Source organism: Antarcticibacterium flavum (genome assembly GCF_006159205.1).
Taxonomy (GTDB): domain Bacteria; phylum Bacteroidota; class Bacteroidia; order Flavobacteriales; family Flavobacteriaceae; genus Gillisia; species Gillisia flava.
Map to the genome: position 1 here is coordinate 2,351,432 of NZ_CP040812.1, position 26,413 is coordinate 2,377,844.

The window sequence follows — 26,413 nt, forward strand, 5'->3', positions numbered from 1 at the left end:
TGTGATGAAAAATAAACTGAAAGCCGAACTTAAAGAACTGGCGAAAAAAATACAGGAAAGCGATGATTCTTCCATTGCAGGACTTCAAAAACAGGCAAGGGAAATATATGAGAAATTGACCATTCTTGCCTTTACAGAAGAAAACCTCGGCGCCTATTCTTCTGAAAAAGAACCTGTCCATATGAAGGAGGCAGCTTCAAAAACCAAACAACCGTCACCTTTCCAGGCATATTCCAATGGAGCTTCGGCTGAAAGGGATGATTATTTACCCGATGGAACCGAATATAATGACAGTGATGCCATCACCGAACCCAATACAGAAAAGATCAAGGATATAGTTGCACAAATGCCTCCCGAAACCCAAAAGCTGGACTTTTTGGTACAGGATATTTTCTCACAGGAGAAAGTTTCCCCAAAAGAAGAAAAGCATAGTCCGGAACCGGTTAAGGAAGAGCCTAAAAAAGAAGAAGCACGAAGAGAGGAGCCTAAACAGGAGCAGCCGGCAAAGCAGGAACAGAAAATAGAAGAGACGCAACAAGAGGAAAAGAAAGAGGAACCAAAGCAGGAACCAAATCCCGAAATAAAGCAAGAGGAGAAGAAAGAGGAGAAGAAAGAGGAGAAGAAAGACTTCCGGGATATTGGAGTGGATTATGATAACCTGCCCTCCTTTGAACCTGTTAAAAGGCAACAGGAAAAGGAACGCCCAAGGTCTCTTAACGACAGGCTTAAGAAAGGTTTTAATATAGGGCTTAATGAAAGGCTTGCTTTTATAAGACATCTGTTTGAAGGAAATACGGCCGACTATAACAGGGTGATTTCTCAACTCAATACATTTAATTCCCTCGAAGAGGCCAGGAAATTCATTCAGCTCGTCGTGAAACCAGATTATAAACACTGGCAGGGTAAGGAGGAATATGAGAACAAATTCATGGAACTTGTAGAGAATAAATTCAGCCAATAAGGATCCTTCATGTCAAAACTTTACCTGGTACCCACCCCATTGGAAATCTGGAGGATATAACCCTGCGGGCTATACGTATTTTAAAGGAAGTAGATCATATTCTTGCTGAGGACACTAGGACCAGCGGAAAGCTTCTTAAGCATTATGACATCTCCACCCCAATGCACAGCCATCATATGCATAATGAGCATAAGACGGTAGAGGGGATAGTGCACCGCATCCAGGCAGGAGAAACTTTCGCGCTCATAAGTGATGCCGGTACCCCTGCAATAAGCGACCCTGGATTCTTACTCACCCGTGCCTGTGTGGAAGCAGGGGTGGAAGTGGATTGCCTGCCGGGCGCTACGGCTTTCGTGCCGGCCCTGGTAAACAGCGGGTTCCCAAATGATAAATTCGTCTTTGAAGGCTTTCTTCCGGTCAAAAAAGGAAGACAAACGAGATTAAACCTTTTGGCTGAAGAAGAACGAACCATCATTTTCTATGAATCGCCTCATAAGTTGTTGAAAACACTATCACAGTTTGTAGAATACTTTGGGGAAGACAGGCCTGTCTCGGTTTCCAGGGAGATCACAAAAATGCATGAAGAAACAATTCGCGGTACTGCCACACAGGTTCTCGAACATTATACTGCAAAACCTCCAAAAGGGGAAATAGTAGTAGTGGTAGGCGGGAAGAAATAATGAATATGCGCTGGACCTTAAAACCAAAACCAGATAGCCTTAAAGTTGCTCAACTTGCCTCAAGCCTGGGAGTGGAAGCCCCTGTTGCATCTCTTTTGGTACAAAGAGGAATAGAGACTTTTGAAGAGGCAAAGAAATTTTTCAGGCCAAGCCTGGATGATCTTCATGATCCTTTTCTTATGAAGGATATGGACCTGGCCATAGAGCGCATAGAGAGAGCGATTGCAACAAATGAAAATATCTTGGTGTATGGAGATTATGATGTAGACGGTACTACCAGCGTCGCCCTTATTTCCTCCTGGCTTAAAACTTTTTACCCTAATGTGGCTACTTATATACCAGATCGTTATGATGAAGGCTATGGCGTCTCCTATAAAGGAATAGATTTCGCGGCAGATAATGATATGAGCCTTATCATAGCTCTGGATTGCGGGATAAAGGCTATAGAAAAAGTTGCCTATGCCACCGGGAAAGGGATCGACTTTATAATTTGTGATCATCACCGCCCGGGAGCAGAAATACCAAAGGCTGTCGCAATCCTGGATCCAAAACGGGAAGATTGCAAGTACCCCTATAAAGAATTGTGCGGTTGCGGGGTTGGTTTTAAATTAATGCAGGCGTGGATCCAAAAGGAAGGAAAGACTATAGATGTGCTGCTTCCATACCTCGACCTGGTTGCTACGGCTATTGGTGCCGATATTGTTCCTATAACCGGAGAGAACAGGATCCTGGCCTATCATGGGCTACGGGTGATAAATATCGCTCCGCGACAGGGGTTTAAAGCCATACTTGAGCAGGTCAAAAAAGAAACCCTCACCATAACAGATGTTGTTTTTATTATTGCCCCCCGTATCAATGCTGCCGGAAGGATGAAACATGGATTGCACGCCGTGAACCTGCTGGTGGAGGAAAACGAGGAGACTGCCAAGGCCTTTGCAGCAGAGATAGAAACCTATAATTCAGAAAGAAGGGATACAGATAAGGTCATTACCGTGGAGGCACTGGCCCAAATTGAGGAATTGCAGGAGCAGGACAGGTTCACTACAGTAGTCTACAATGAGAGCTGGCATAAAGGCGTGATTGGAATAGTAGCCTCCCGCCTTACTGAAACTTACTACAGGCCCACTCTGGTCTTTACCAAAAGCGGGGAAAAACTTGCAGCCTCTGCCAGATCTGTCAGGGATTTTGATGTATACGATGCCCTCGAGGCCTGTAAGGAATATATTGAACAATTTGGCGGGCATAAATATGCAGCAGGCCTTACTCTCCTGGAATCACAGTATGAGGATTTTAAGCAAAAATTTGAAGATGTGGTTGCAGGGAGTATTGATAGCCGGTTGCTTACGCCAGAGATCCTTATTGATGAGGAGATCGACCTGGAGGATATTACCCCTAAGTTTCATCGTATTTTAAAGCAGTTTGCACCCTTTGGTCCCGGCAATATGACGCCTGTATTCCTTACCAGGAATTTAAAGGATTGCGGGTTTGGAAAATGTGTTGGGGGGGATGACCTTCATCTTAAATGCAGGCTTAAACAGGGAAATAAACCGGCTGCTATTGATGCTATTGGGTTTAATCTTGGACCCAAACTAAATGTTATAGGGCCGGGAAGTACTTTCAAAGCTGTTTATACCATAGATGAAAATGAATGGAACGGGAATATAAGTCTGCAGCTCAAATTGAAGGATGTAAGTGCCTAGGCATTTAATCACTTGAAGAATGTAATTTTTTCAACACTGCTTTCTCCCCGTCAAAGACTGCAAAAGTATAGTGGCTTATCCAGTCACCCGTGTTGATATACGTGGAGCTATCGTTGAGGTTAATTTCCAGTGGCAGGTGGCGGTGACCAAAAATGAAGTAATCATAATGTTTTGTTTCCAGCTTCCTCCTGCAGTATTGAATAAGCCATTCCTTTTCCTCTCCCAGAAATTCCTGATCTTCCTCTCCCGAGATCATCTTGTTCTTGACTGAAAAATATTGGGCTAGAGGTACTCCAAGGTCAGGATGCAACCAGCGGTAAAGCCATTTTGAAAAAGGATTTGTGAAAACCTTCTTCATTCTTTTATAACCATTATCTCCGGGGCCCAGGCCATCCCCATGGCCAACCAGGAAATTCTTATCGTTGAATTGAAACTCACGGGGATGGTGGTAAACGGGGATATTAAGCTCCTCCTCAAAATAATCTTTCATCCACAGGTCGTGATTCCCCACAAAAAAATAAACCGGAATACCGCTGTCCTTAATTTCTGCAAGTTTTCCCAAAGTGCGAACAAATCCTTTTGGTACCACATGCTTATATTCAAACCAAAAATCGAAGAGGTCTCCCAAAAGAAAAATAGCCGCTGCATCTTCCCTGATCTCATCCAGCCATTTCACGAACCTGGCCTCCCGGGGCCTGCTTTCTTCCATAGTGGGGGCACCAAGGTGATTATCGCTTGAAAAATAGATCTTTTTACCTTGCGGGATGTTCATAGAAGACTTGTGTGATGTAAATATAAAGTTTTTTCCGAAAGACATTTTTAGGAAAAAAGGAGCTGGTATTTATTGCTGAATTGTAAAAAACTCTTTTGTTTGAAAAAAAGTAGTTCAACTCCCTTTTTACTCCCCCTTCGGGGTTGGGGGATTTATTATGCCGGGGGGCTTGATCACTCGCAAACCATTCAGCAAATGAAGTTTCTGTTTCCTGCAGTTTAAGGGAAAATAACTGGATATTGGCGGGTAATTGCCTTTTGATCTTTTCAGCAAAATCCACCACCATATTCTCGCTGGTAGGTTGATAATCCACAAGAATAACACTATGATCCCGGCTTTCCAGCTCTCTCGCGAGTTCTATGTGGGGCGTGTTTTTATTAAACACTGTGGCGTGATCAAACTTATCCACGATCTCAGACTTTACGATTCGCTTAAGGTCTCCAAAATCTATCACCATCCCGTACTTTACATTTGAAGTATCGGTTATAGGAGTACCAATTACCGTAACATTGAGTTTATAGCTGTGGCCGTGAACATTCTTACATTTCCCGTCGTATCCATAAAGGGCGTGCCCTGTTTCAAAAGAGAATTGTTTGGTGATCCGGATCTTATTCATAACTTTAAATTTACTGCAAAGATAATAGATTTTTAACGTCAGCTTTCAGTAGGAACAAAAGCTTGCTTATGTATATTTGCCGGCTTTTAAAACCCAAACTATGGATGCAAATGTAGAGTTGTTCGAGCAATTGGAATTTCAGGAGAACCCCCTCTACGAAAAAATAATATCTGGATTGCTGGAAGACCAGTATTGCATCGTGGAAGATTTTTTTGATGCTGAAGAGATCCAGGTCTTAAGAAGATCCCTGCTTCAAAAGTACGAGGAGGATAATTTTAAAAAAGCGGCGATTGGGAACAAACTGAATGAGACCATCGAAAAGGCGGTTCGCGGGGATTTTATACTTTGGATCAATGAGGCCGATGCAGGGGAAGCTGAAAGAATCTTTTTTAATAAAATAAATTCCCTTGTCTCCTACCTTAATAAAACCTGTTTCCTGGGAATCCTTCAAAAGGAATTTCATTACGCGGTGTATCCCGAAGGCACTTTTTATAAAAGACACCTGGATACCTTCCAGAACGACGACAGGAGAAAACTATCCCTGGTTTGTTACCTCAATGATGAGGACTGGGCACCGGAAAATGGCGGGGAACTGGTAATCTACAAGGAGGAGAATGGAGTGGAGACAGCAAAAAGCATATATCCATTTCCAGGGCGGGTAGTGATCTTTGAGAGTCAGTTACTGGAGCACGAGGTGAAACCTGTCAAAACCACCCGTCTCAGCATTACCGGCTGGTTGAAGACCCGCTAATTATTTTTTGAATTTCTTGTAAATAACAACAGCGATAAGTATTACTGCAATGATGAGCCAAAGACCCATACCGCTTAAATAACTAAAAATTGTGTAGGTGTTCTCACTCACCGGGATATCGTCCTGTACCATTACCTGTTGTTCCTTTTAAAATAATACCTGGCGTAGAGAAAGATTCCCAAAACTATTAGGATACCCAGCAGGTACCAAATATTCCCGCTAATGAACTCCCAAAAGGTATAGCCCCATTCCTGTTCCCTGGTGGCATCTTTATCTTGTGGTAAATGCTGAATTTGAAAACTCATAACCTGCTTTTTTTACAAGATACTTATTTTCAAACCAACCGGTTCTATTTTTTGAATTTGTTAAGAGCATTCCTTGTAAAGTCTGATAGTACCAGTTCGCCTGAAATTGCTGCCCGTTCCTGAAGAAGGTTGTCCCAGGAATCTGTTCCTTCCCAAAGAACCTTTTTCATTTCATATAGGGCCTGCGGGTTATAAGATGCTAGCTTTTCGGTAAAGAGCTCTAATTCGCGGTCAAGCTCCTTAATGGAATCAAAAACCCGGGCATAGAGTCCTTTCTCTTTTGCCCAATAGGCATTTTTCCAGTCGGTCGCTGCAAGAGTGAGTTCTGCCAGGGCTGCCACACCCATTTTGCGTTTTACGGCGGGGGCAATTACAAAAGGGCCAATTCCTATGGAAAGTTCAGATAATTTTATTGCAGCGGCCTCTGTAGCAAGAGCGTAGTCACAGGCTGCGGCGAGTCCTACCCCTCCACCCACGGTCTTCCCCTGGATACGGCCCACAATGATTTTTTTGCATCTTCTCATTGCATTAATCACCCCTGCAAATCCAGAGAAGAAGACTTTTCCCTGCTGCATATTCTCAATTGCCATTAATTCGTCAAAAGATGCACCGGCACAAAAGGCTTTCTCTCCTTCTGACCTTAAAATGATCACACTTACGCTGTCATCACCAGAGAGTTTGTCAATCTCTTTTTCCAGTCTTTCCAATAATTCAGAAGGGAAAGAATTGCTGGCTGGGTGCCCAAATTCAACAGTGGCGATCCTGTTTTCAATCTTGGTATATAAACTTCCGTTTTCGCGGTTGGTACTCATAATAGTTGGTTTTGTTCAAAGATAAAGATATTGTGGAGGATTATCAATCTTCTATTTGGGGTATGCTCATAGAAAAGGTTAGCCACGAATGCACGAATGGTTTTTTAATATAGTTGCGGGTTTAACCACGGAGTTATAAAGGAGTGCGGCACGGAGTTCCATGGAGTTTTATATCTCTTCAAAATGACGTTATTCTGAGAAGCTGATTTAAAATTTATTACGTGTCAATTGCCACGAATGCACGAATGGTTTTTTAATATAGTTGCGGGTTTAACCACGGAGTTAATTGGAGTACGAGAAAGGGATACACGGTATTTAATATCTCAAATAATGGCAGATTCTAATGATCCGGCGGGTTATAAAAGCCACGAATGCACGAATGACTTTATAATTGTGGCGGTTTTAACCACGGAGTTAAAGGGAGTACGACACAGAGTTTTATACCTCTTCAATTTGACGTCATCCTGAGACCTTGATAATTTTTTTTTTATTAGCGTTAGTTGTTGACGTTTTAGAATCATCAATGCGAGTCAATATTTTTGTTTGAAGGTTTTTTCCGGCCTACGAAAACTTCTCGTAAAATTTGAAATGAGAGGGGCGTTAAGAATTTTAGGCTGTTTGAGCGAAACGGAATAACCTCGCTAGAATGGATTTGCCCGCGAGTTCCTAAAATTTAGCCACCGAATGAAAAATTTAGAGAAGCTTTCGTAAGCCTAGACTTTTTTGGTTCTTTTTCTTGCAACCGACGACCAGAGGGAGAGGATTGCAGGAAAAAAGAACAAGCGGTCCTATGAAATGCCTATAAACTCGCCTGGATAATGTAAGAAAAATAGAATACGTCAATGGTAACTTGTTTCAGGATCTAACGTGCTGGTAAGGTGCAATCTTCGAAGAACTGCGGGCATCTCAAATAAGTGGCAGAACAATAAAGAACCCAGTGAATTAAAGAAGAGAATCATTTATGGTCAAGTTGTTTTTAAGGAACTGAAGAACTAAAAAATATTCGTGCATTCGTGGCTAAAAAAACCATCACCCTCCATAGAAAATCAAACCTCCTTCTTCAAATATTTCCTTCGGAATTGTATCACCAGCGCACTACTCCTTATAAGCATCCAAACAAAAAATGCGAGCCAGATGGCGTGAAGTTTCATGCCGAAATAATCTGCAATTAAAAGAGTTGGAACAAATCCAAGAAATGTAGCACCAACCAAAAGATTCCGCAGGTATTTAGCTTCTCCCAGACCCTTAAAGATCCCGTCAAACATAAAAGCGATGGCATTGACAGGCTGCATTAAAAGCACAAGCCAGAAAACGGATGAGAACAGAATTAGCACACTTCCTTCTTTATTAAAGATAAGGCCGATCTCATTATAGAAAAGCGCACAAATTCCCATAAGAATGAGAGCTATAAGCACGGCATATTTGCTTATTTTTTTGCTTAACTCCCAAAGGTTCATATAATCCCTTGCTCCAAGCAGCCTGCCGCCAATAGCATTCCCGGCATTGGCATAACCATCAATAAAAAAAGAAAAGAACAGCCAGATGTTCATAAGGATACTTTGGGCAGCTATGTAATTCCTTCCGTAATCTGTGGCATAAGCATTAGCCAGGTAGATGGCAAAATTAAGAGCGGCTGTACGAACAAATAAATTGGCGGCCATAAGCAACAGTCCCCGTAACTGCGGATTTACATTCCAACTTAATTTCAGGTGAAATGGTGTCTTTTTGAAAAAAAACCATAAAGCCATCAAAAGCATGACCAGTTGGGCTGCAAGGCTGGCATAAGCGGCTCCTTTGAGGTGCATAGCAGGAATATAACCTTCTATCCCGTAAACCAGTAGAAAATCAAGACCCACATTAACCAAAGCACCTGTTAAGCTGCATTTCATAGCCCACAGGGTGTTCTGCAGTCCGCGAAAAAGCCCGAATATGGCAAAGGTCACCAGGGTAAGGGGGTATCCTAACGCTCTAATCCGGTAGTAATCCCTGGAATAGTCCAGGATAAGACCTTCTGCATTGTAGGCGCGGAAGATGGCTTCAGCAAAAAAAGCAGTGGTGGCATATATGACCAGACTAAAAGCCAGGTTGAAATAAATGGCCTGAGGAATAAGGGTTTTAACCGCGTGAAGCCTGCTTGCTCCTAAATGTTGGGAAACAATGGCTGATATGGCAGTTTTTGTTTGTGCCACGATCCAGATGATAGCAGAGAGGAAAGAGCCCACGATCCCTGCCGCAGCGAGGGCCTCAATGGGATTTTCCTGTACATTCCCAATAATCGCAATATCTGTAAGGGAAATGAGAGGTTCTGCTATCCCTGCTATAATTGCGGGAATTGCGATCCTGTTTATATTCCTGAAACTTACTGCTGTACTCAAGGCTAATTATTAAAAAAAAGCAAAGTTAGTATTTCAATAGTAGTGAGTCTTAAAAAATAGGGGAAATCCCTTATAAGCTCGTTTTAAGTCTTATTTTTGGAAAATTACATACTACCAAAGTAAATAGTTTATGAAAAATAAGTTTTTATGCCTGTTGGCAGCCATTTCCCTGGGAGCATTTCCTGCTGCTGCACAGGAAGATTATCCTACAAACCGCGAGGTTACACAGCGGCTTCAACAAATAGCTTCTTCTAAAGATGCGCAATTGATCTCCCTTACAAAAACCGAAGGAGGGCAGGATATTTGGGCTCTGCAACTTGGGAGGGGAGACCTGGAAAATAAACCTGCGATCGCCATCACCGGGGGAGTAGAGGGATATCACGTACTAAGCGTGGAACTGGCGCTGCAGGTGGCTCAGAGATTGCTGCGGGAGCATTCAGAATTACTGGATACCAATACATTTTATGTGTTTCCAAATATGTCACCCGATGCTTATTCACAGTACCACAGCAATTTTAAATATGAACGTCGTGGGAATGCAGCAGTTGTAGATAATGACAGGGATGGAGAAAAACGTGAAGATGGCTATGAAGACCTTAATAAGGATGGGTATATAACAGATATGCGCATTGAAAGCGCCACGGGAAATTATGTGGCTCATAAGGATTATCCGCAATTATTAGTAAAAGCTGAAGGCAATAGAAACGGAGAAAAAAGATTCCTTAAATATTCTGAAGGGATTGATAATGACAAGGACGGGGATTTTAATGAGGATCCTGCAGAAGGAATAGCTTTTAATAAAAGCCTTACCTATCAATTCCCGGCTTTTGAAGCTTACGCCGGGGAATTTCCGGTTTCTCAAAAGGAGAGCAGGGCTCTTCTTGATTATTTATTTGAACGATGGAATATCTTCGCTTTTGTGACTTTTGCACCCGAGAATAACCTGTCCTCACCTCTTAAATACAATAAAAGCGGGGCAGAAAAACGTGTGGTATCATCAATGTTGGAAAAAGATGTGGAGCTCAATAGAATGGTTTCTGAAATATACAATGAAACCATTTCCCAAAAAGCTTATAACCAGGACAACCAGGGAAGAGGAGGGGATTTCTTCCAGTGGGCATATTTCCATTTTGGCAGGCTAAGTTTTAGTACCCCGGGCTGGTGGGTTCCCGAAGTAAAGGCAAAAGAAGATTCAACACAAATCAAAAATGGGAAGCTAACTCCTGAAACTAATTTTCTCAACTGGGCAGAGCATGAAGGAATAAATGATGTATTTATCCCCTGGACAACTGTGAGCCATCCGGATTTCCCAAATCAAAACGTTGAGGTGGGAGGAATTAAGCCCTTTCTTATGACAAATCCTCCCTACAGCATGGTAGACAGCATAGCTATAAATCATACAAACTTCGTGGTAAAACTGGCAGAAATGAAGCCTGCTATAGAGTTTCATAATGTAAAGACAGAAAAATTAAGTGGTGGTCTCACCCGTATTACACTTGATGTCTTAAATAATTCTCCTTTGCCAACTCATTCAGAAATTGGAGAGCGTTCCAGATGGTTACAAAAGTTGCAAATCACCGTTAACAAGGATAAGAAAGATATCCTGGCAGGAAATACCATCAAGCTTTCAGAAAAACTTGGTGCCTATGAGAAGGAAACGGTTTCCTGGATCGTACGCGGCTCAGGTACGTTGGAGGTCAGGGCAGGAGCACCACATACAGGTTATGCTACAATGAATGTAAAACTTTAATTTTTAGAAGATGAATTTAAAGAATATAAGAACTACAGCAATTCTGGGAATTTTAAGTTTCTTGATGAACGTTAGCGTGATGCAGGGCCAGGAAAAATTCTTCCGCGCAATTGGGACTCCACATAAACCCGAAGTGCAGGTTAGCTGGAACAGGTATTATACCTACGAAGGCATAGTAGATATCATGCAAAAGATCGCAAAGGCCCATCCCGATCTTGCCAGGATGGAAAGCATTGGAAAATCCTATGAAGGAAAGGATATTTTTCTTTTAACCATTTCAGATTATAAAACCGGTGATCCCGATAAAAAACCGGCAATGTATATTGACGGGAATATACATTCCAATGAGATACAGGGGGCAGAATTTTCCCTTTACACAGCCTGGTATTTAACAGAGATGTTTGAAGAACTGGATTTTATTAAGGAACTGCTGGCAGATAAAACTTTTTACATAAATCCTACGATTAACCCCGATGCCCGCAATAATTTCATGAACGAGCCGAATACTCCGCATTCACCACGTTCGGGAATGCTGGTGCTGGATAACGACGGGGATGGGAAAGCAGGAGAAGACGGTTTTGATGATCTTAATGGAGATAATCACATTACCATGATGGTGAGGAAGTCTCCTACCGGGAGGTATATCAAAGACCCTATGGACCCAAGAAAGCTTATAAGAGTGGCCGCCGAGGAAAAAGGAGAATATGAAATGCTGGGCTATGAAGGAAAGGACACAGATGGAGATGGCGAGGTAAATGAGGATGGGATAGGATATTACGACCCTAACCGCGACTGGGGCTGGAAATGGCAGCCGGATTATATTCAACGTGGAGCCTATAAATATCCCTTCAGTCTTCCTGAGAATAGGGCGGTAATGGAATTCGTAATGAAGCACCCCAATATTGCAGGTGCACAAAGTTATCACAACTACGGCGGGATGATCCTGCGCGGCCCCGGAGCAGAGGAGGATAAGGATACCTATAATGCAGAGGATGTGAAGATCTACGATGCTATTGGAAAAAAAGGTGAGGAACTTATTCCCGGCTACAGGTACCTGGTGGTTTATAAGGACCTCTACTCGGTTTTTGGAGGGGAACTGGATTGGTTTTACGGAGGAAGAGGTATTTATACATATACTAATGAGCTTATGGTGTCCTATCTTTATTTCAACAAGAACGCGGGCCGCGGCAACCAGGATGAGGAAATGGATGTGGATAAGTTCCTAACCTTTGGAGATGCGTTTGCGCCCTGGGAGGAATATGACCATCCACAATACGGAAAGATTGAAATTGGCGGATTTAAAAAGAACTTCGGTAGGGCTCACCCGGGATTCCTGCTGGAGCAGGATGCCCACAGGAATATGGCTTTCACCATCTATCATGCTTTTCACACTCCCAAATTGAGTATTACAGATGTGAAGGAGGAAAACATTGGAGGGGGATTAAAGCAAATTACCGCTACCATTTACAATGAGAGACTTATGCCAACTCACTCCAGCCAGGATTTGAAATACAAAATAGAGAGACCGGATTTTGTTACGATTTCCGGAGCCAGGGTCGTAACAGGGATGGTAGTGAATGACGAGGATTTTAATAAGGTAGAAGAACAAAAACACAATCCTGAAACGATCAAAGTAGCAAACATCCCGGGAATGCAAGCAGTAAAGGTGCGTTGGATAGTTTCCGGAAACGGAAAATACAGGATCAATGTAGATTCTGCCAAAGGAGGAACGGCTGAGTGGAGAGGATGATTGGGTTAGAACCAGGAGCCAGGAAACAAGAATCAAGAAGCAAGAACCAAGAGACAAGAGACAAGAGACAAGACTGGGTTATAAAAAGAAGCTAGAGTCTAGAGTCTGGACCTGTTATTTTGGAATTGAGAGAAGAGATCAATTAATTAAATAGAAAAAGCCCCGCTGTGACCGGGGCTTTTTTATTGGGAGGCAGAGGCTTTTCCTCGGGTTTCCGAAATCTTTCTGCTATAGTACCAGTTCATAACAATGAAAGGGATCTTCGCTTTGTTTGGGAAAAAAGATATTCCCCAGGCGTTTGTAGCCCCTGCTTTCATAAAATCTATGGTTTCTTTTGTTCTGGCTGAAGGTGTCCAGTCTTACTGAATCATAATTATTCCGGCGGGCGAAATCTTCGGCAAAATCCATAAGACTTTGGCCATAGCCCTGTCCCCAAACCCCTGGGTGAGTTGCCAGCCTGTGAATGTAAAGGTTGTTGCCGCTTTGGGTTAACCACTCAATTGGAATATATTCTTCATCCATATGAGCTGTAAGGACAACGATGCCCAGAATTTCCTTTTTCTCTTCCAGTACATACAGTTCTTCTTTATCAATATCGGCTGCCAGTTTTTCGCGGGAAGGATAATGCTCATTCCATTGAAAGATCCCTTTTTCCTTCATAGCCACGGCACAATCTTCGGTCAGTTTTTTTATTTCCTGGAGGTCTTCCTTAGTAGCGATCCTTATTTTCATGTGGGAAATTTGTTTAATCTCTGTGAGATAATATTGGATTTAAAAACAAAAAACCACCCTTAAAAAGAGTGGTTTTGTGGAGAATATCGGAGTCGAACCGATGACCTTTTGGCTGCCAGCCAAACGCTCTAGCCAGCTGAGCTAATCCCCCTTGAAGGGCCAAAGGTAAAACAAAATTTTAAATGTGTAAAATCTTATTTTCTTTTTTAAAAGCGATGCTATTTCATCTCTGCCTTAAGTTGTTCTTTGTCTTTTTTCAAAAATTTCACCGTCCTCTCCAACACATATTGGAATTCTTTAGGAAATTCTTCCTGCTCCCAGGGATGGGAGAGTCCATACACATGATCTGCACTTTCCACCAGCAGAAGGTCGGGGAAGGGGCTCCATTCAAACAACTGGCCTGAATCACTAATTGGTACAGATGTGTCATTGCTGCCGTGAACAATGAGATGCGGAATTTCGAGCTCTTTTGCAGCCCTGGAAATATCCAGCCTTTCTTCATTTTCCTGGAAATTGGTATAAAATTGAAAATGGTGTGGCAGCTTCTGGCCTGTACGTGTGTTGACGATATAGCTTACCCCTTTCTCACGCCATTTTTCAAGCTCTTTTTCCTCCGGGAAACGCGAGGCAAAATCACTTACAGAAGATAATGTTACCAGCCGGGTGATCCTTTTATCTTCCGAAGCTTTTATTGTGGCAATGCCTCCTCCACGTGAATGGCCTATCACATTTAAATTAGCGACATCCAGCTGGACCGCATGTTCAAAGTCTGGCAGTAATATCCAGTCTATAATACTTTGCAGGTCATCCAGTTCCTTGATGTAATTATTGTCTCCAAAGGCTTCAATATCCCGAAATTCCAAAGGATCATCTGGAGTAATGCCGTTATGGGAAAAATTAAATTTCAGGAAGAAAAAACCTTCCCTTGCAAAATATTCCCCCATTTTTTCCCAGGCTCCCCAGTCTTTAAATCCCTTATATCCATGACAAAAAAGAATTACCTGCTTTGGTTTGTCATCCTCCCTGAAAATTAGGTCTGTAAGCACAGGTTTGCCATGTTTGCCTTCTATTTGTAAATTCTTCTTTTTAGTAAGTTCCATATGCATTTTTTATTTCTTTTTCAAGAAACGGAATTTTAGGGTCACAGATCTCCTTTATGAGGTACTTTAACTGTACTTTAAAGTTTTCCAGGACCTCAGGATCAATATTGTAATTCTTGTTGCGGTCGCGGCTGTGTTCTTTTTTTGCAAATTTGAGGAAACCCTGTTTCAGGTTTTTAAAGGAGATCACGCCTGCTTCGACCTGTGGCCCGCCACTCCTGTTTTCCAGCAGCATGGTGGCATACATAAGCACCTGGAAAGGTTTAGAGAACTTGTCGTAATCTGTGATTATATCATCCCAGTTGCATATTTCAAGTTGTGGTTGCTCTACTTTACCAGTTTTATAATCTATTATACGCAGGACATCATTATGAATATCAACTCTATCCACATTGCCCCTAATATTCACAGGGAAATCAAGTTCTGGGATATCAAGGGAGGTGCTAAGATTGGCTTCTACTTCCTTAATAAAAACTTCACTTCCACCCTGCAGGGCGTTGCTTTCCATTTTAAGAAAATTGAGGACATATCTTCTGGCGACCTCAAAAATTAGTAGATTCTTACCTTTAGAAAGTGGGGCACTGCTATATTCCAGTGTAAATTGCCTTTTAACCTCTGCAGTAGTTGCTTTTCTAAATGCTTCAATATCCTCCAGTGTTAATTGTTTATCTTTTAACTGGCCATAGAATTCTTCCAGGGTTTTATGAACTACGGTTCCCAGGGTATTGAATGCCACTGTTTCCTCGACTTCCTCTTTATCCCTTATTTTTAGGATGTATTGTAAGTAAAAATCCAGTGGGTTCCTTATATAAGTTGTTAAGGCGGAAGGAGAGAAACCCCTTCCTGCAATTTCCCTTATCATCTCCATTACCTCCGGGGTTTTTTCGACTTCCTGTAGTTGATCCTGCGTGTGTTTGACCTTTGGGGTTATAACAGTAGTGGAAATCTTATGCCTCATTTGTTTTTCGAGTTCCAGCTGTAACAGGAACCTGCTTTTCTCACCTCCCATGCTTCCTTCAGTATCTGTATTATGCAGGAGATACACTTTTTTAGCCCTTTGAAGTAGATGATAAAAATGGTAGGTGTAAACAGCATCTTTTTCCTTATAAGTAGGAAGGCCAAAAGTTTTCTTTAGTTCAAAAGGGATAAACGAATTATTGCTTTTTCCTGCTGGAAGCGTTCCCTCATCTACCGAGGTTAGGATAACTGTCTCAAAATCAAGAACCCTGGATTCCAGCATTCCCATTAACTGCAGACCCTGAAAGGGTTTTCCCTGGAAATCCAGTGCGTGCAGGCTGCTTATTTCGTTATAGAAGTGGTGCAGTGCATTAATAGATTTGATATGCGGATATTTCTTAAGCAATTCCTCTAGCTGAAGGGCAACCTGCCGGTATCGATATAAGAATTCCAGGTTAAGGGCGTCTTGCTCTTCATTTAAGCTTTCCTTTATGTGAGATATCAATAACAAAATATTCTCAATGGCTTGCCGTGGAGGAGGGCTGGAGGATGGAAAAATGAGTTTTACTGCCTCAGGAACAGGATCTCTGAATAGTTGCTGGATTTGCTGTGGCGATAGATAGAGCAGGTTCTCATTCTTAATGGCGGCTATAACTTTTCTACACCTGTCCCTGCTTATTCTCTGGATAATTGGATTACTTAGCACACTTATCACATCCTTATAATAATACCTGCCATCTTCATTTTTAAAGAATTCAAACATCTTCTCAAATAACAGGGAGAAGTTGCTGTACTTTAAAGGATAACCCATAGTAATGTTAAGTGCAGGAATATTGTTGGGGATGGAATTAAGGACAGGTAATAATAATGTTTCATCCCCCAGGACGAGGGCTGTATTATCAAGATCTCCCGGAGGTAAGCTCTCCAATAGTTCTCCTACATATTTGGCCTGGCCTATTTGCTTGGGAATGCCAATGATCTCAATCTCTTTTTCAAGAGAATAGTTGTTGGAAAGGATCTCAAACCTGTTTTTATCATAATAAGGCCAGGTAGCGGCATACTCCCTTAAAAATAGCCCTGCATCGTGTTCTTTATCCCTAAAATGTACCTCATCTAAATCCCAATATACCCTGGCGCCTTTTTCCAGCATTGTTTGAAAGATCCTTTGTTCTGCATTATTAAGGGCATTGAATCCTACAAAGACATGGGCTGTAGCATTTTCCCCGGCAAACTCTGCTATTTTTTCTGCTGCCTCCCGGTAAACCATCCCCTGGTAGCCCACTGCATTTTGAATAAGGTTCTTTTGGAGGTCCCGGTAGTAAACTGGTAACTTCTTCCAGAAGGCGAGGTAGTTCTTTACTATATCTGTTTTCTCTTTTGCAAGGGACCAATGGGTAATATCCTGTATATCGGCTAAATAATTAAAGATCTTTTCCTGTGGGATGAGGTATCTGTCTATTTCATTAAAATCATGAATGAGGGTTTGTGCCCAGGAACTAAAATTTTCAAATTCCTCTGTCTCCTCAGCAGGGGTGCAATTTTTATATACAGAATAAAATTCAAAGAGAGTGGTGGTGTTATCTACGGTAGCCAGTCCTGAGACCTGTTCAGTGAACTCTTCAATACTTATAATAGCCGGGGAAAATTCCGGTTTTATAATCTGGCTGGAGATCTCCCTGCGCAAAAATGCTCCAGCACGTTTGCTTGGCAGTATAAAGGTGAGGTTTGATAATGAATCATTAGTTTTTAAAAGGTCCTTGATTACGGTGGTGAGGAAAGATGTCATTAGGTAAAAATAAAAAACGCCCCGATCAATCGGGGCGTTTTCACTTAAATTTTATGAGAAACTATTTCCTAGTTATTACCAGTTCTGGTAGTATCTGTTTGAGTCTCATTACTACGGTCTCTCATTTCTTTGTCTTTATCCAAAGAGATCTCAACACGTCTGTTTTCCTGTCTTCCCTGTGAAGTATTGTTGGAAGCTATAGGTCTTGACTCTCCATAACCTTCAGAAGTCAATCTGTTGGCAGGAACCCCTTTAGAGACAAGGAATTCTCTTACAGAAGCTGCACGCTCTTTAGAAAGTTGCAGGTTATATTGATCGCTTCCTGTGCTGTCTGTATGTCCTTCAATGTGGAATACAGTATTGTCATATTCAGCCATTATATCAGCGATAGATTCAAGAGCTTCTTCAGACTCAGATCTAATGGTCGCTTTATTAAGGTCAAACAATACAGTCTTGGAATATTCGTTCAATTCAGAAACCACCTCAGCAGTTGGCTCTGGACACCCGTTGTTTTCAACAGTTCCCGGAGTATCTGGACACTCATCATCTTTATCTAATACACCATCACCGTCACGGTCTTCATAAGGACATCCGTTGTTTTCAGCCGGACCTGCCTCATTAGGACATTCGTCTTTGTTATCTGGCACACCGTCACCGTCAGAATCTGGACATCCGTTAAATTCAGCCGTTCCAGCTTCGTTAGGACATTCATCCTGTGGATCTGGGATTCCATCACCATCGGTATCAGGACATCCGTCGAATTCGATCATACCAGGAGTGTTAGGACAGGCATCAAGGTGATCTGGCACGCCGTCACCATCAGAATCTGGACAACCGTTAAATTCAGGTAATCCCGGAGTTTCAGGACATTCATCATCCTTGTCATAAATTCCATCCCCATCGGTATCCATACCACCAAAGATGAATTTTAGACCTGCACTATGTTGAAAATGAGGAAATGCCTCATCTTTAAACGCATGCTTGTAAGTTGATTGAAGGCTAAGGGCCACATTGTCTGTGAACCAAAAACTTAATCCTGCTGAACCGTTTAATGTAGCGGCACCTTCACTATCTAGCCAGGTGTAACCACCACCAATACCAATATTTGGATCTAACCAACCGTCATTCAATAAAGCTCTTAGGCTATACTTTATAGTACCGTCCAGAGCATAATATGAAAGGTCATTAAGGCTTTCTTCCCCAAATTTACTTATTTGATTAACAGAACCTGCAGCCTCAAATACCAAACCACTACCTATGTAACGGCCAACAGATATTCTTGAAACAGCCGGTAGAATATTCCAGTGGTCTGCAGCATTGAAATATTGATCAAACCATCCTCCGGCAGGAGCGTCTTCTCCTGTTGGGTAAAGGTCAACCGCATTTACGCCAATTCCTATGGCCCAAGGGTTATTTTCATCCTGCGCCTGTACAGCACTAAAGCTGAGCACAAGTAATGAAGCTAATAAAAATCTGCTAAGATGTTTCATATTTGTTAATTTAGTTTTAAGTGTTAATTCAAGCAAAAGTATGCGGTAAATCAATATTAACAAAGCTAAAAATAATAAAGTTTTCTTAATTAAGCCGCAAATGCTGCACATTAAAAGGGCTTGTTAAGCCTTTGTACTTGTGAGTTTTACAATTAAACTTCCATTTATTATGATTTACAAAAAAGCAAAATATATACTTATTAAATATCAATTTTGTAAATTTTTAACAAATAATTAATCCGGGTTTTAGCCTATAACTTTGAGCTCCCGGCCAACTTTTTTGAAAGCTTCTATAGCTTTATCCAAATGTTCTTTTTCGTGAGCTGCAGATAGCTGTACCCGTATCCTGGCCTTGCCTTTAGGGACAACCGGGTAAAAGAAACCAATGACATATATACCTTCCTCCAGGAGCATATCTGCCATATCCTGTGATAGTTGTGCGTCATATAGCATCACCGGAACAATTGCCGATTCCCCGTCTATAATGTCGAATCCCGCAGCTTTCATTTCCTTCTTAAAATAAGCAGTGTTTTCATGCAATTTGTCTCTTAAAGAGGTGTCTTTCTTTAACATGTCAAACACCTTGATGGAAGCTCCCACAATTGCGGGGGCAAGGGAGTTTGAGAACAAATATGGTCGGGATCGCTGGCGAAGGATCTCAATGATCTCCTTTTTTGCTGTGGTATACCCCCCCATTGCACCGCCCAGGGCTTTCCCCAGGGTCCCGGTAATTATATCAACTCTTCCAAGGACATTCTTTTCCTCCAGTGTTCCTATTCCACTTTCACCAATGAACCCGGTCGCATGACATTCATCTATCATTACCATTGCATCATATTGCTCTGCCAGGTCACAAATTTTATCCAGGGGAGCCAGAAGGCCATCCATGGAAAAGACCCCATCTGTAACTATGATCTTAAATCTTGCACCTTTCTCGTTGGCAGCTTTAAGCTGGGCCTCCAGGTCTTCCATGTTACCATTTTCATAACGGTATCTTGCAGCTTTACAAAGTCTAACCCCATCTATTATAGAGGCATGGTTAAGGGAGTCGCTTATGATAGCATCCTCTGCTGTGAGTAAGGGTTCAAACACCCCGCCATTGGCATCAAAGGCTGCGGCATATAATATAGTATCCTCTGTACCATAAAAATCGGCAATTTTTGCTTCCAGTTCTTTGTGAATATCCTGGGTCCCGCATATAAACCGAACGCTGGACATTCCAAAACCATGGGAGTCAAGCGTATCCTTGGCAGCCTGGATGACCTCGGGATGAGAGGAAAGCCCCAGATAGTTATTAGCACAAAAATTTATTACCTCCTGTCCTGTGGATATTTTAATCACGGCATCCTGTGGGGAGGTTATGATCCTTTCTTTTTTATAAAGGCCGTTGGCCTTAATTTCTTCTAATTCCTTTTGTAATTGGTCTTTTATTGCTCCGTACATATTTTTCAGTTTTTACAAAATTAAACATCTTTTATACAATGCTAAGGCTTACTTCCTCATTAATATATATGAGGATCTTTTTTTCCACCTCATATCCCATAGATTCCAGTGTTCCGGCATATTGCTGCATTTGCTCCCGGTGCTGGGGCTGGAGTTTGCCTGTTTTATAATCAAGTATAGTTACTCTGTTGCCTTCAAAATTGAGCCTGTCTGGCCTCAGGACCTCCCCTCCCGGACTTATAATATCCCTTTCTCTCTTCACAATTGCATCCTCTCTAAAATAAGTGGCCAACTGGGGATGCGTGACTACCTGTGACAAAAGTTCTTTCATTTGAGTCTGTGTGGCGGGATCCTTCTCCTCCTTTTTTAGAAATTTCTCCATGGCGGGACCAATATCCTTAGTGGTATCGGTTTCTGAAAGTATATTGTGAACGAGATTACCCGTATTGACAGCAGTCTCCCTGTTGGACCCCCACATGCTTCCGGTATGCGTTACGATCCTGACTACTTCATTTTGTGTAGAGGAACTAATATATGTTTTAGGGTTAACCGCATCTATGATCTCAATCTCCGCTACCTTGTATTCAGTACTTCCAAAGTAATAGGAGGAGCTATCTGTCCACAATCCCCGGGATTTTAGATAACCTATGAGAAGACCCGAAACCCTGTCCTCATATTCCTGCCCTTTTTTAAGGTCAAGGGAGGAGATAATATATAAATGCCTGGATGCCCTTGTAAAGGCAACATACAGGATATTAATGGCATCAAATTCTGTTTGTGACACCAATTCTTGATAAGCATTTTCCTCGAATTCACCCCAATTGAGCATTTTAGACGATGCCTTAAAATAGCTAAACGGGATCTCTGCCAGGTCCTCGGGCAGTGGAAGCCATAGCGACTCCTTGCTTATGTCCCGTATCTTAGTATTGGCAAATGGATATATGACCACCGGGAATTCTAAACCCTTTGATTTATGAATAGTCATTATTTGGATCGCATTGCCGGTTTTAGGAACAGATATGCTTAGCCTTTCACGCTCCTGCTCCCAATATTCCAGGAATTGGGTAATACTCACGGGGGAACCGGTGGTTTTTTCAAAAACAAAATCAAGATAGAATTGAATATAGGCGTTTGAACCCTCAACAAGGGAAAAACTTCTTAAGATATATTCTGCCGCTTCAAAAATTGACAACTCTCTAATTTGCGACAAATTAAAATATAAGTCATAATCCTCCAGCCAGTTGAAAAATTCAGTTTCATCCAGCTCCAGGCTGGTTGAAATAAGACGATGGCCGTCATCAACATCCAATTTTTCAACAAGAAATTTTAAAACTTTCCATTTGAGTTGTTTGTCTTCCGGATTTAAGGAGAATTCCAGAAGTGTGTTTATAAAAATCACTTCTGGGGAATTTGACACTAAAAGAGATTCCGAAGAAACAATAGTGAGGCCCTTTTCGCTTAAAAAATTTGCTATAGTAAAACTCTGGTTCCTTGTCCTTGTGAGAATGCAAATGTCACTTTTTGGCACTTTCTTTTCTTCCAGCTCCTGTATGATCTCAAAAACCCTTTCAGGTTGCATTTCTTTTTCCTGTTCAGAATTTTCAGTTTCGAGGAAATCTATTTGCACATAGCCGGGATTTTCTTTTTTAGCCTTTTGACCACTTGCCTTAAAGAGTTCACGGTAATCCTGTTTTTCAAACTTTTCAGCCAGGAAACTAAAAAAAGAATTGTTGAATTCCACAATCTCCCTGGAGCTTCTGTAATTATATGGCAAATTTGTTACTTCTTTTTCAACGTTAAAAGGATTTGAATCTCCATAAAGGTCAATGAATTGCTCTGCCTTTCCTCCCCTGAACCTGTAAATGGACTGCTTGGCATCGCCTACCAATGTTAAGCAGGCCGGTTCACTATTTCCTGAAAAAGCTGAAAGGGCGTGGTCTATTAAGGGAGTGATATTGGTCCATTGCATTTGGGAGGTGTCTTGAAATTCATCTATAAAGTAGTTGCGATAGCGTTCTCCAAGACGTTCATAAATGAAAGGTGCCGGTTGATCCTTCACCTGTGCTGCAATAGTTGGGTTGAAGTCTGAGATCAAAACAAGGGATCGTTCCCTCTTTATGTGTTCCATCTCGCTTGCAATTTCGCTTAACAGGGAAAGTGGGGTTATGGTAAAAAATAGCTCCCGCAGGTATTCCCGCCTTATGATGGCTGTTTTGGAGGAGTCGAATAAAAGCGCAATTTCCTGTTGTCTGTCGTCCAGGATGTCTTTTTTATCCTGAGGGACACTTGCGGCATAAAGCCTATCTGTGGCAATATTTTCCTGCCAGTTTGCCGTGAAATTAACTTTATAATCCCCCGATTTTAGTTTGCTGAAGTATGAAAACACATACCCACCTTTAAAATCCTTTTTTGAGAGATTTCCTTCCTCTACTATGGTAAAAAAATGATTGGCAATAGTGGCAATATTTTCCTCTGAAGTTTTTATAAGGGATTTTACTCTGTCTGAAAATTTCCTGTAGTCCTCCAGGCTTTTCTCTTTTAAGAACTTTAGATGTTTTTGATTGCCTTCATTCAACAGGATCTTTGCGAATTTATTAAGGTCTTTTGTGATATCCCAGCTTTTATCCTCATCGGTCTTTGTAAGGGTGAAATTAACCAGCACCCTAGTAAGTTCCCTGTCTTCTCCCGCCCTGTTGATCACCCTGTCCACAGCCTCCTGCAGTATTTGTTGCGTGTTCATTTCAACCTCAAAATTTACCGGGATACCAAGATCCTTGGCGAAGGTCCTTATGATCTTATGGGTGAACCTGTCTATGGTAGAAATATCAAAAGATGCATAATTATGCAAAATGCTTTTAAGGATCTTCCCGGCTTTCACACTTATCTCCTTATCGGTTTGCCCGGTTTCCTTAACCAGATCATCCAGGAGGTTTTGATAGGAGGGCTGGCAGGTATCCCTTGAAAGGGCATATAGGGCAGCTATTACCCGGGTTTTCATTTCAGCAACAGCTTTGTTGGTGAAGGTGATCGCCAGGATATTCCGGTATGCATCCTGCTGGCTGCTGCGCAACAGTAAAAGCAGGTAATCCCTCACCAGGGTGTATGTCTTTCCAGACCCGGCTGAAGCGTTATATATTCTGAATAAATTTGGTGTTTGCAAATTATTGGAATGGTTTAGATTGAAGGAAAATCCATGATAGTTCTAAATATCAAAATTAAAGCAAAGAAAAAGCAATCTTTAAGGTTTTTATAACAGTTTAATATTTTTAATAATAGGCTTAATGCCTAATTTTGAAACAATGATCATATTATAACTAAAAAATTAATAATTATGGCTTTTGAATTACCAAAACTAAAATATGCGTTTGACGCATTGGAACCACATATTGATGCAAAGACCATGGAAGTTCACCATGATAAACATCACGCCGGGTACACCTCAAAGTTGAATGCTGCCATTGAAGGAACAGATAACGAAGGGAAGACAATAGAAAACATTCTTAAAAATTTAGATAAATCAAATTCTGCCGTTCGTAATAATGGCGGGGGATACTATAATCATAACTTGTTCTGGGAGATCATGTCTCCAGATGGAGGTGGCAAGCCAGAAGGTGAATTGGCCCAGGCAATAGATTCAGCTTTTGGATCTTTCGAGGCTTTTAAAGATGAATTTTCAAATGCAGCAGCCACTCAATTTGGATCTGGCTGGGCATGGTTATGTGTTCATGAAGGTGGTAAGGTGGAGATTTGTTCTACTCCCAACCAGGATAATCCTTTAATGCCAGGAGTTGGATGTGGAGGTACTCCTATCCTTGGACTGGATGTATGGGAACATGCCTACTACTTAAAATACCAAAACAAAAGACCTGAATATATTGATGCCTTTTTTAACGTGATCAACTGGAAAGAAGTTTCTACACGCTATGCACAGGCGAAATAGATTATTATTTTGAAAAAGGAAAAAAGGTTGCCTGGAGAGGCAGCCTTTTTTTATGGTATAAACTTAGTCACCATTAAACGTTATAAGTAGTTCTACCTAAATGAAAAACATGCAAATGGAAAAATTTACCAACATTTCGCTCAAATTTCATCTGCCAAGGATATTCAGAAATTTTTTCGAAGGTTGACTTCCCTGTCTAAATAGTGGTTTCCAATCTTTTTACGAAGTAAAATTAGAGTTTTTTATCTCTTCTCTCTTCTCTCTTCTCTCTTCTCTCTTCTTGTCTCTTGGTTCTTGCCTCTTGGTTCTTGCCTCCTGGTTCTTGTTTCTTGCCTCTTGTTTCTAAAAAACATTTCACGACAAGACATAAAAAAAGGCGGATGTAAGAATCCACCTTTTTTTGCCCCAAATCTACCATGAACTTAACCTACTTATGCTATGGCTTTGCTAATATACAGCTTTAGGTAGGCTGCACAAACACTTTTAGACCAAGTACCCGGAAATTAGTTGAAATGCAGTTTTTTACAAATTAAAATTTTCTTTTGTAAGAAGCCGACTAATAAGCACGGTCTTTATTTCCTTCATAGAAGTTTATAAAAGCCCTGTTAACCACCCTGTTACCTCCAAAAGTTGGATAGTCCCCGGTAAAATACCAGTCACCCAGATTCTTTGGACAGGCCTTATGAAGGTTATCTACTGTTTGATAGATGATCTTTACCTTGGTCTTTACCTCCGGCTCGCTTAGGAGCTCAGAAATTTTATCAGATATCTGCTGGTCTGTAAATGGTTCATAGATCTCCTTTACGAAATTTTGAACATCTACATCATCCAGGTCTACCTGTTTTTTGCATTTCTCATATACTTCATCTACGATATGATATTGGTTGTTGTCTTTAAGAAGCTCTAATGTGGCTCTAAAAGCTACCAGGTCTTCCAGCCTTGCCATATCTATCCCATAACAATCAGGAAATCTAATTTGCGGGGCAGAGGAAACAACCACCAGCTGTTTTGGATTTAACCTGTCCAGCATTTTAATGATACTCTTTTTAAGAGTGGTTCCTCGTACAATACTATCGTCTATGATAACCAGATTGTCTGTTTGTTTAACCACCCCGTAAGTGACATCATACACGTGAGCTACCAGGTCATCCCTGCTGCTGTCTTCGGTAATAAAGGTCCTTAACTTAACATCCTTGATCGCGATTTTCTCTGTACGGAGTTTGTATTCCAATATCTCCTGCAGGCGGGCATCTGTTAGAGTTTCCTTTTCTGCCAGGATAGTCTGGTTCTTCTGCCTGTTAAGCTCGTCCTGTGCAGCCTCTACCATTCCATAAAAGGAAGTTTCAGCAGTATTAGGTATATAGGAAAATACGGTATTAATGGTGTCGTGATCAATAGATTTAAGCACCTCTGGCATGAGAAGCCGACCAAGCATCTTCCTTTCCTTATAGATCTCGGCATCACTTCCTCGCGAGAAATAGATTCTTTCAAAGGAGCAGGCTTTACGCTCCAGTGGCTCCAGGATTTGTTTTATTGCAACCTCCCCGCTTTTTTTGGTAATAATAGCGTGGCCGGGAGGAAGTTCCTGTACATCCTCAAAGTTTACATTAAACACGGTTTGTATTACAGGTCTTTCCGAAGCTACCACGACAACCTCATCATCCTTATAATAATATGCTGGCCTAATCCCTGCGGGATCTCTAAGTACAAAGGAGTCGCCGTGGCCCAGCAAACCGGCCATAGCATATCCGCCGTCCCAATTCTTGGCACTTTTGCGTAAAATTTTGGCAACATTAAGCCGTTCTGCGATCACAGGCGAAGCTTCTACTTTGGTAAAACCTTCTTTTTTTAATTTTTTATAAAGTTTCCTAACCTCGTCATCAAGGAAATGTCCAATCTTCTCCATCACGGTAACAGTATCTGCCCGCTCTTTAGGGTGCTGTCCCAGTTCTACCAAATTATTGAATAGCTGGAATACATTGGTCATATTGAAATTTCCTGCAACAATAAGATTCCTGTGCATCCAGTTATTTTGCCGCAGGAAGGGGTGCACGCTTTCAATACTGTTCTTTCCAAATGTTCCATAGCGCACGTGACCAAGGAATAGCTCTCCAATATATGGGATGTGCTTTTTTTGAAGTGCAACATCATTGGCATATTCAGGATTTTCTGTGATCTCCTGGTTTATACGCTCGTTAATTTGGTTGAAGATATCTTGTATGGGTTGTGCTGCATTTGACCTTAAGCGGCTAATGTAACGATCTCCAGGGGCAGTATTGAGCTTAATACTCGCAAATCCCGCTCCATCCTGTCCGCGGTTATGCTGCTTTTCCATTAGGAGGTACATTTTATTTACCCCATAGAAGGCAGTACCATATTTTTCCTTGTAATATTCCAGCGGTTTAAGAAGCCGGATGAGTGCAATCCCGCACTCGTGTTTTAAAGCGTCACTCATATATTGGTTTATTTCGGCTTTAGGTATTTTAAGGTTTC

18 protein-coding genes, 1 tRNA gene and 2 pseudogenes are annotated in these 26,413 nt (G+C 41.6%); 7 read left to right on the forward strand and 14 right to left on the reverse strand.

Annotation, left to right across the window (positions count from 1 at the left end):
- Window positions 1-4: 4 nt before the first annotated feature.
- The 3 genes and pseudogenes from FHG64_RS09930 to recJ all read left to right on the forward strand — a co-directional run bounded on the left by FHG64_RS09930 (window position 5) and on the right by recJ (window position 3,341).
- On the forward strand, window positions 5-961 hold the full coding sequence (locus tag FHG64_RS09930) for a hypothetical protein (protein ID WP_246054063.1): 957 nt from the start codon (window positions 5-7) through the stop codon (window positions 959-961).
- 9 nt (window positions 962-970) lie between these two features.
- Window positions 971-1,641 (forward strand): annotated as a pseudogene (gene rsmI / locus FHG64_RS09935) (16S rRNA (cytidine(1402)-2'-O)-methyltransferase).
- A 5-nt stretch (window positions 1,642-1,646) separates the two neighbouring features.
- Window positions 1,647-3,341 carry a single-stranded-DNA-specific exonuclease RecJ gene (gene recJ, locus FHG64_RS09940; protein WP_139066257.1) on the forward strand — a complete coding sequence of 565 codons (1,695 nt, stop codon included), beginning with the start codon at window positions 1,647-1,649 and terminating at the stop codon, window positions 3,339-3,341.
- Between the two features lie 4 nt (window positions 3,342-3,345).
- Here recJ and FHG64_RS09945 read toward each other — a convergent pair whose 3' ends face one another.
- Entirely contained in the window at window positions 3,346-4,113 is a 768-nt protein-coding gene (locus FHG64_RS09945) for a UDP-2,3-diacylglucosamine diphosphatase (RefSeq protein ID WP_139066258.1), read from the reverse strand.
- A 172-nt stretch (window positions 4,114-4,285) separates the two neighbouring features.
- Window positions 4,286-4,729: pseudogene (locus FHG64_RS09950) on the reverse strand (6-pyruvoyl trahydropterin synthase family protein); the annotation flags it as partial.
- A 100-nt stretch (window positions 4,730-4,829) separates the two neighbouring features.
- Here FHG64_RS09950 and FHG64_RS09955 point away from each other — a divergent pair.
- On the forward strand, window positions 4,830-5,480 hold the full coding sequence (locus FHG64_RS09955; protein WP_139066259.1) for a 2OG-Fe(II) oxygenase: 651 nt from the start codon (window positions 4,830-4,832) through the stop codon (window positions 5,478-5,480).
- Here FHG64_RS09955 and FHG64_RS19805 read toward each other — a convergent pair whose 3' ends face one another.
- The 4 genes from FHG64_RS19805 to FHG64_RS09965 form a co-directional block, all read right to left on the reverse strand.
- The gene (locus FHG64_RS19805; protein WP_262710262.1) at window positions 5,481-5,612 is read right to left on the reverse strand and encodes a hypothetical protein; all 132 of its coding nucleotides are present in this window, start codon (window positions 5,610-5,612) and stop codon (window positions 5,481-5,483) included. It lies immediately after the preceding gene.
- On the reverse strand, window positions 5,612-5,785 hold the full coding sequence (locus tag FHG64_RS19195) for a hypothetical protein (RefSeq protein WP_168191347.1): 174 nt from the start codon (window positions 5,783-5,785) through the stop codon (window positions 5,612-5,614). The genes FHG64_RS19805 and FHG64_RS19195 overlap by 1 nt, the downstream gene beginning before the upstream one ends.
- A 44-nt stretch (window positions 5,786-5,829) precedes the next feature.
- Window positions 5,830-6,597, reverse strand: coding sequence for an enoyl-CoA hydratase/isomerase family protein (locus FHG64_RS09960; RefSeq protein ID WP_139066260.1), 768 nt, complete (start codon window positions 6,595-6,597; stop codon window positions 5,830-5,832).
- Window positions 6,598-7,643: 1,046 nt separating this feature from the next.
- A complete protein-coding gene (locus tag FHG64_RS09965; RefSeq protein ID WP_139066261.1) occupies window positions 7,644-8,972 on the reverse strand; it encodes an MATE family efflux transporter in 1,329 nt (442 codons plus the stop codon).
- 130 nt (window positions 8,973-9,102) lie between these two features.
- Here FHG64_RS09965 and FHG64_RS09970 point away from each other — a divergent pair, with 130 nt between their 5' ends.
- Window positions 9,103-10,722, forward strand: coding sequence for a M14 family metallopeptidase (locus FHG64_RS09970; RefSeq protein ID WP_139066262.1), 1,620 nt, complete (start codon window positions 9,103-9,105; stop codon window positions 10,720-10,722).
- 10 nt (window positions 10,723-10,732) lie between these two features.
- Window positions 10,733-12,472: a M14 family metallopeptidase gene (locus tag FHG64_RS09975; protein WP_139066263.1), complete on the forward strand. Its 1,740-nt coding sequence runs from the start codon at window positions 10,733-10,735 to the stop codon at window positions 12,470-12,472.
- 228 nt (window positions 12,473-12,700) lie between these two features.
- Here the strand turns inward: FHG64_RS09975 and FHG64_RS09980 are convergent, their stop codons facing one another.
- The 7 genes from FHG64_RS09980 to FHG64_RS10010 form a co-directional block, all read right to left on the reverse strand.
- Entirely contained in the window at window positions 12,701-13,204 is a 504-nt protein-coding gene (locus FHG64_RS09980; protein WP_168191348.1) for a GNAT family N-acetyltransferase, read from the reverse strand.
- Between the two features lie 77 nt (window positions 13,205-13,281).
- A tRNA-Ala gene (locus FHG64_RS09985) sits at window positions 13,282-13,355 on the reverse strand.
- A 67-nt stretch (window positions 13,356-13,422) separates the two neighbouring features.
- Complete coding sequence (locus tag FHG64_RS09990) at window positions 13,423-14,304, reverse strand: alpha/beta hydrolase family protein (protein ID WP_139066264.1); 882 nt, start codon at window positions 14,302-14,304, stop codon at window positions 13,423-13,425.
- Window positions 14,291-17,047, reverse strand: coding sequence for a PD-(D/E)XK nuclease family protein (locus tag FHG64_RS09995; RefSeq protein ID WP_139066265.1), 2,757 nt, complete (start codon window positions 17,045-17,047; stop codon window positions 14,291-14,293). Before FHG64_RS09995 ends, FHG64_RS09990 begins: the two co-directional genes overlap by 14 nt.
- 68 nt (window positions 17,048-17,115) lie before the next feature.
- Window positions 17,116-18,537: an OmpA family protein gene (locus tag FHG64_RS10000; RefSeq protein ID WP_139066266.1), complete on the reverse strand. Its 1,422-nt coding sequence runs from the start codon at window positions 18,535-18,537 to the stop codon at window positions 17,116-17,118.
- A 246-nt stretch (window positions 18,538-18,783) separates the two neighbouring features.
- Window positions 18,784-19,980: a glycine C-acetyltransferase gene (gene kbl, locus FHG64_RS10005; RefSeq protein WP_139066267.1), complete on the reverse strand. Its 1,197-nt coding sequence runs from the start codon at window positions 19,978-19,980 to the stop codon at window positions 18,784-18,786.
- Between the two features lie 31 nt (window positions 19,981-20,011).
- Window positions 20,012-23,140 carry a UvrD-helicase domain-containing protein gene (locus FHG64_RS10010; RefSeq protein ID WP_139066268.1) on the reverse strand — a complete coding sequence of 1,043 codons (3,129 nt, stop codon included), beginning with the start codon at window positions 23,138-23,140 and terminating at the stop codon, window positions 20,012-20,014.
- Window positions 23,141-23,311: 171 nt separating this feature from the next.
- On the opposite strand from FHG64_RS10010, the gene FHG64_RS10015 reads away from it, so the two are divergent.
- The gene (locus FHG64_RS10015) at window positions 23,312-23,920 is read left to right on the forward strand and encodes a superoxide dismutase (RefSeq protein WP_139066269.1); all 609 of its coding nucleotides are present in this window, start codon (window positions 23,312-23,314) and stop codon (window positions 23,918-23,920) included.
- Between the two features lie 556 nt (window positions 23,921-24,476).
- Here the strand turns inward: FHG64_RS10015 and FHG64_RS10025 are convergent.
- Window positions 24,477-26,375 carry an amidophosphoribosyltransferase gene (locus FHG64_RS10025; RefSeq protein ID WP_139066271.1) on the reverse strand — a complete coding sequence of 633 codons (1,899 nt, stop codon included), beginning with the start codon at window positions 26,373-26,375 and terminating at the stop codon, window positions 24,477-24,479.
- Window positions 26,376-26,413 lie beyond the last annotated feature (38 nt).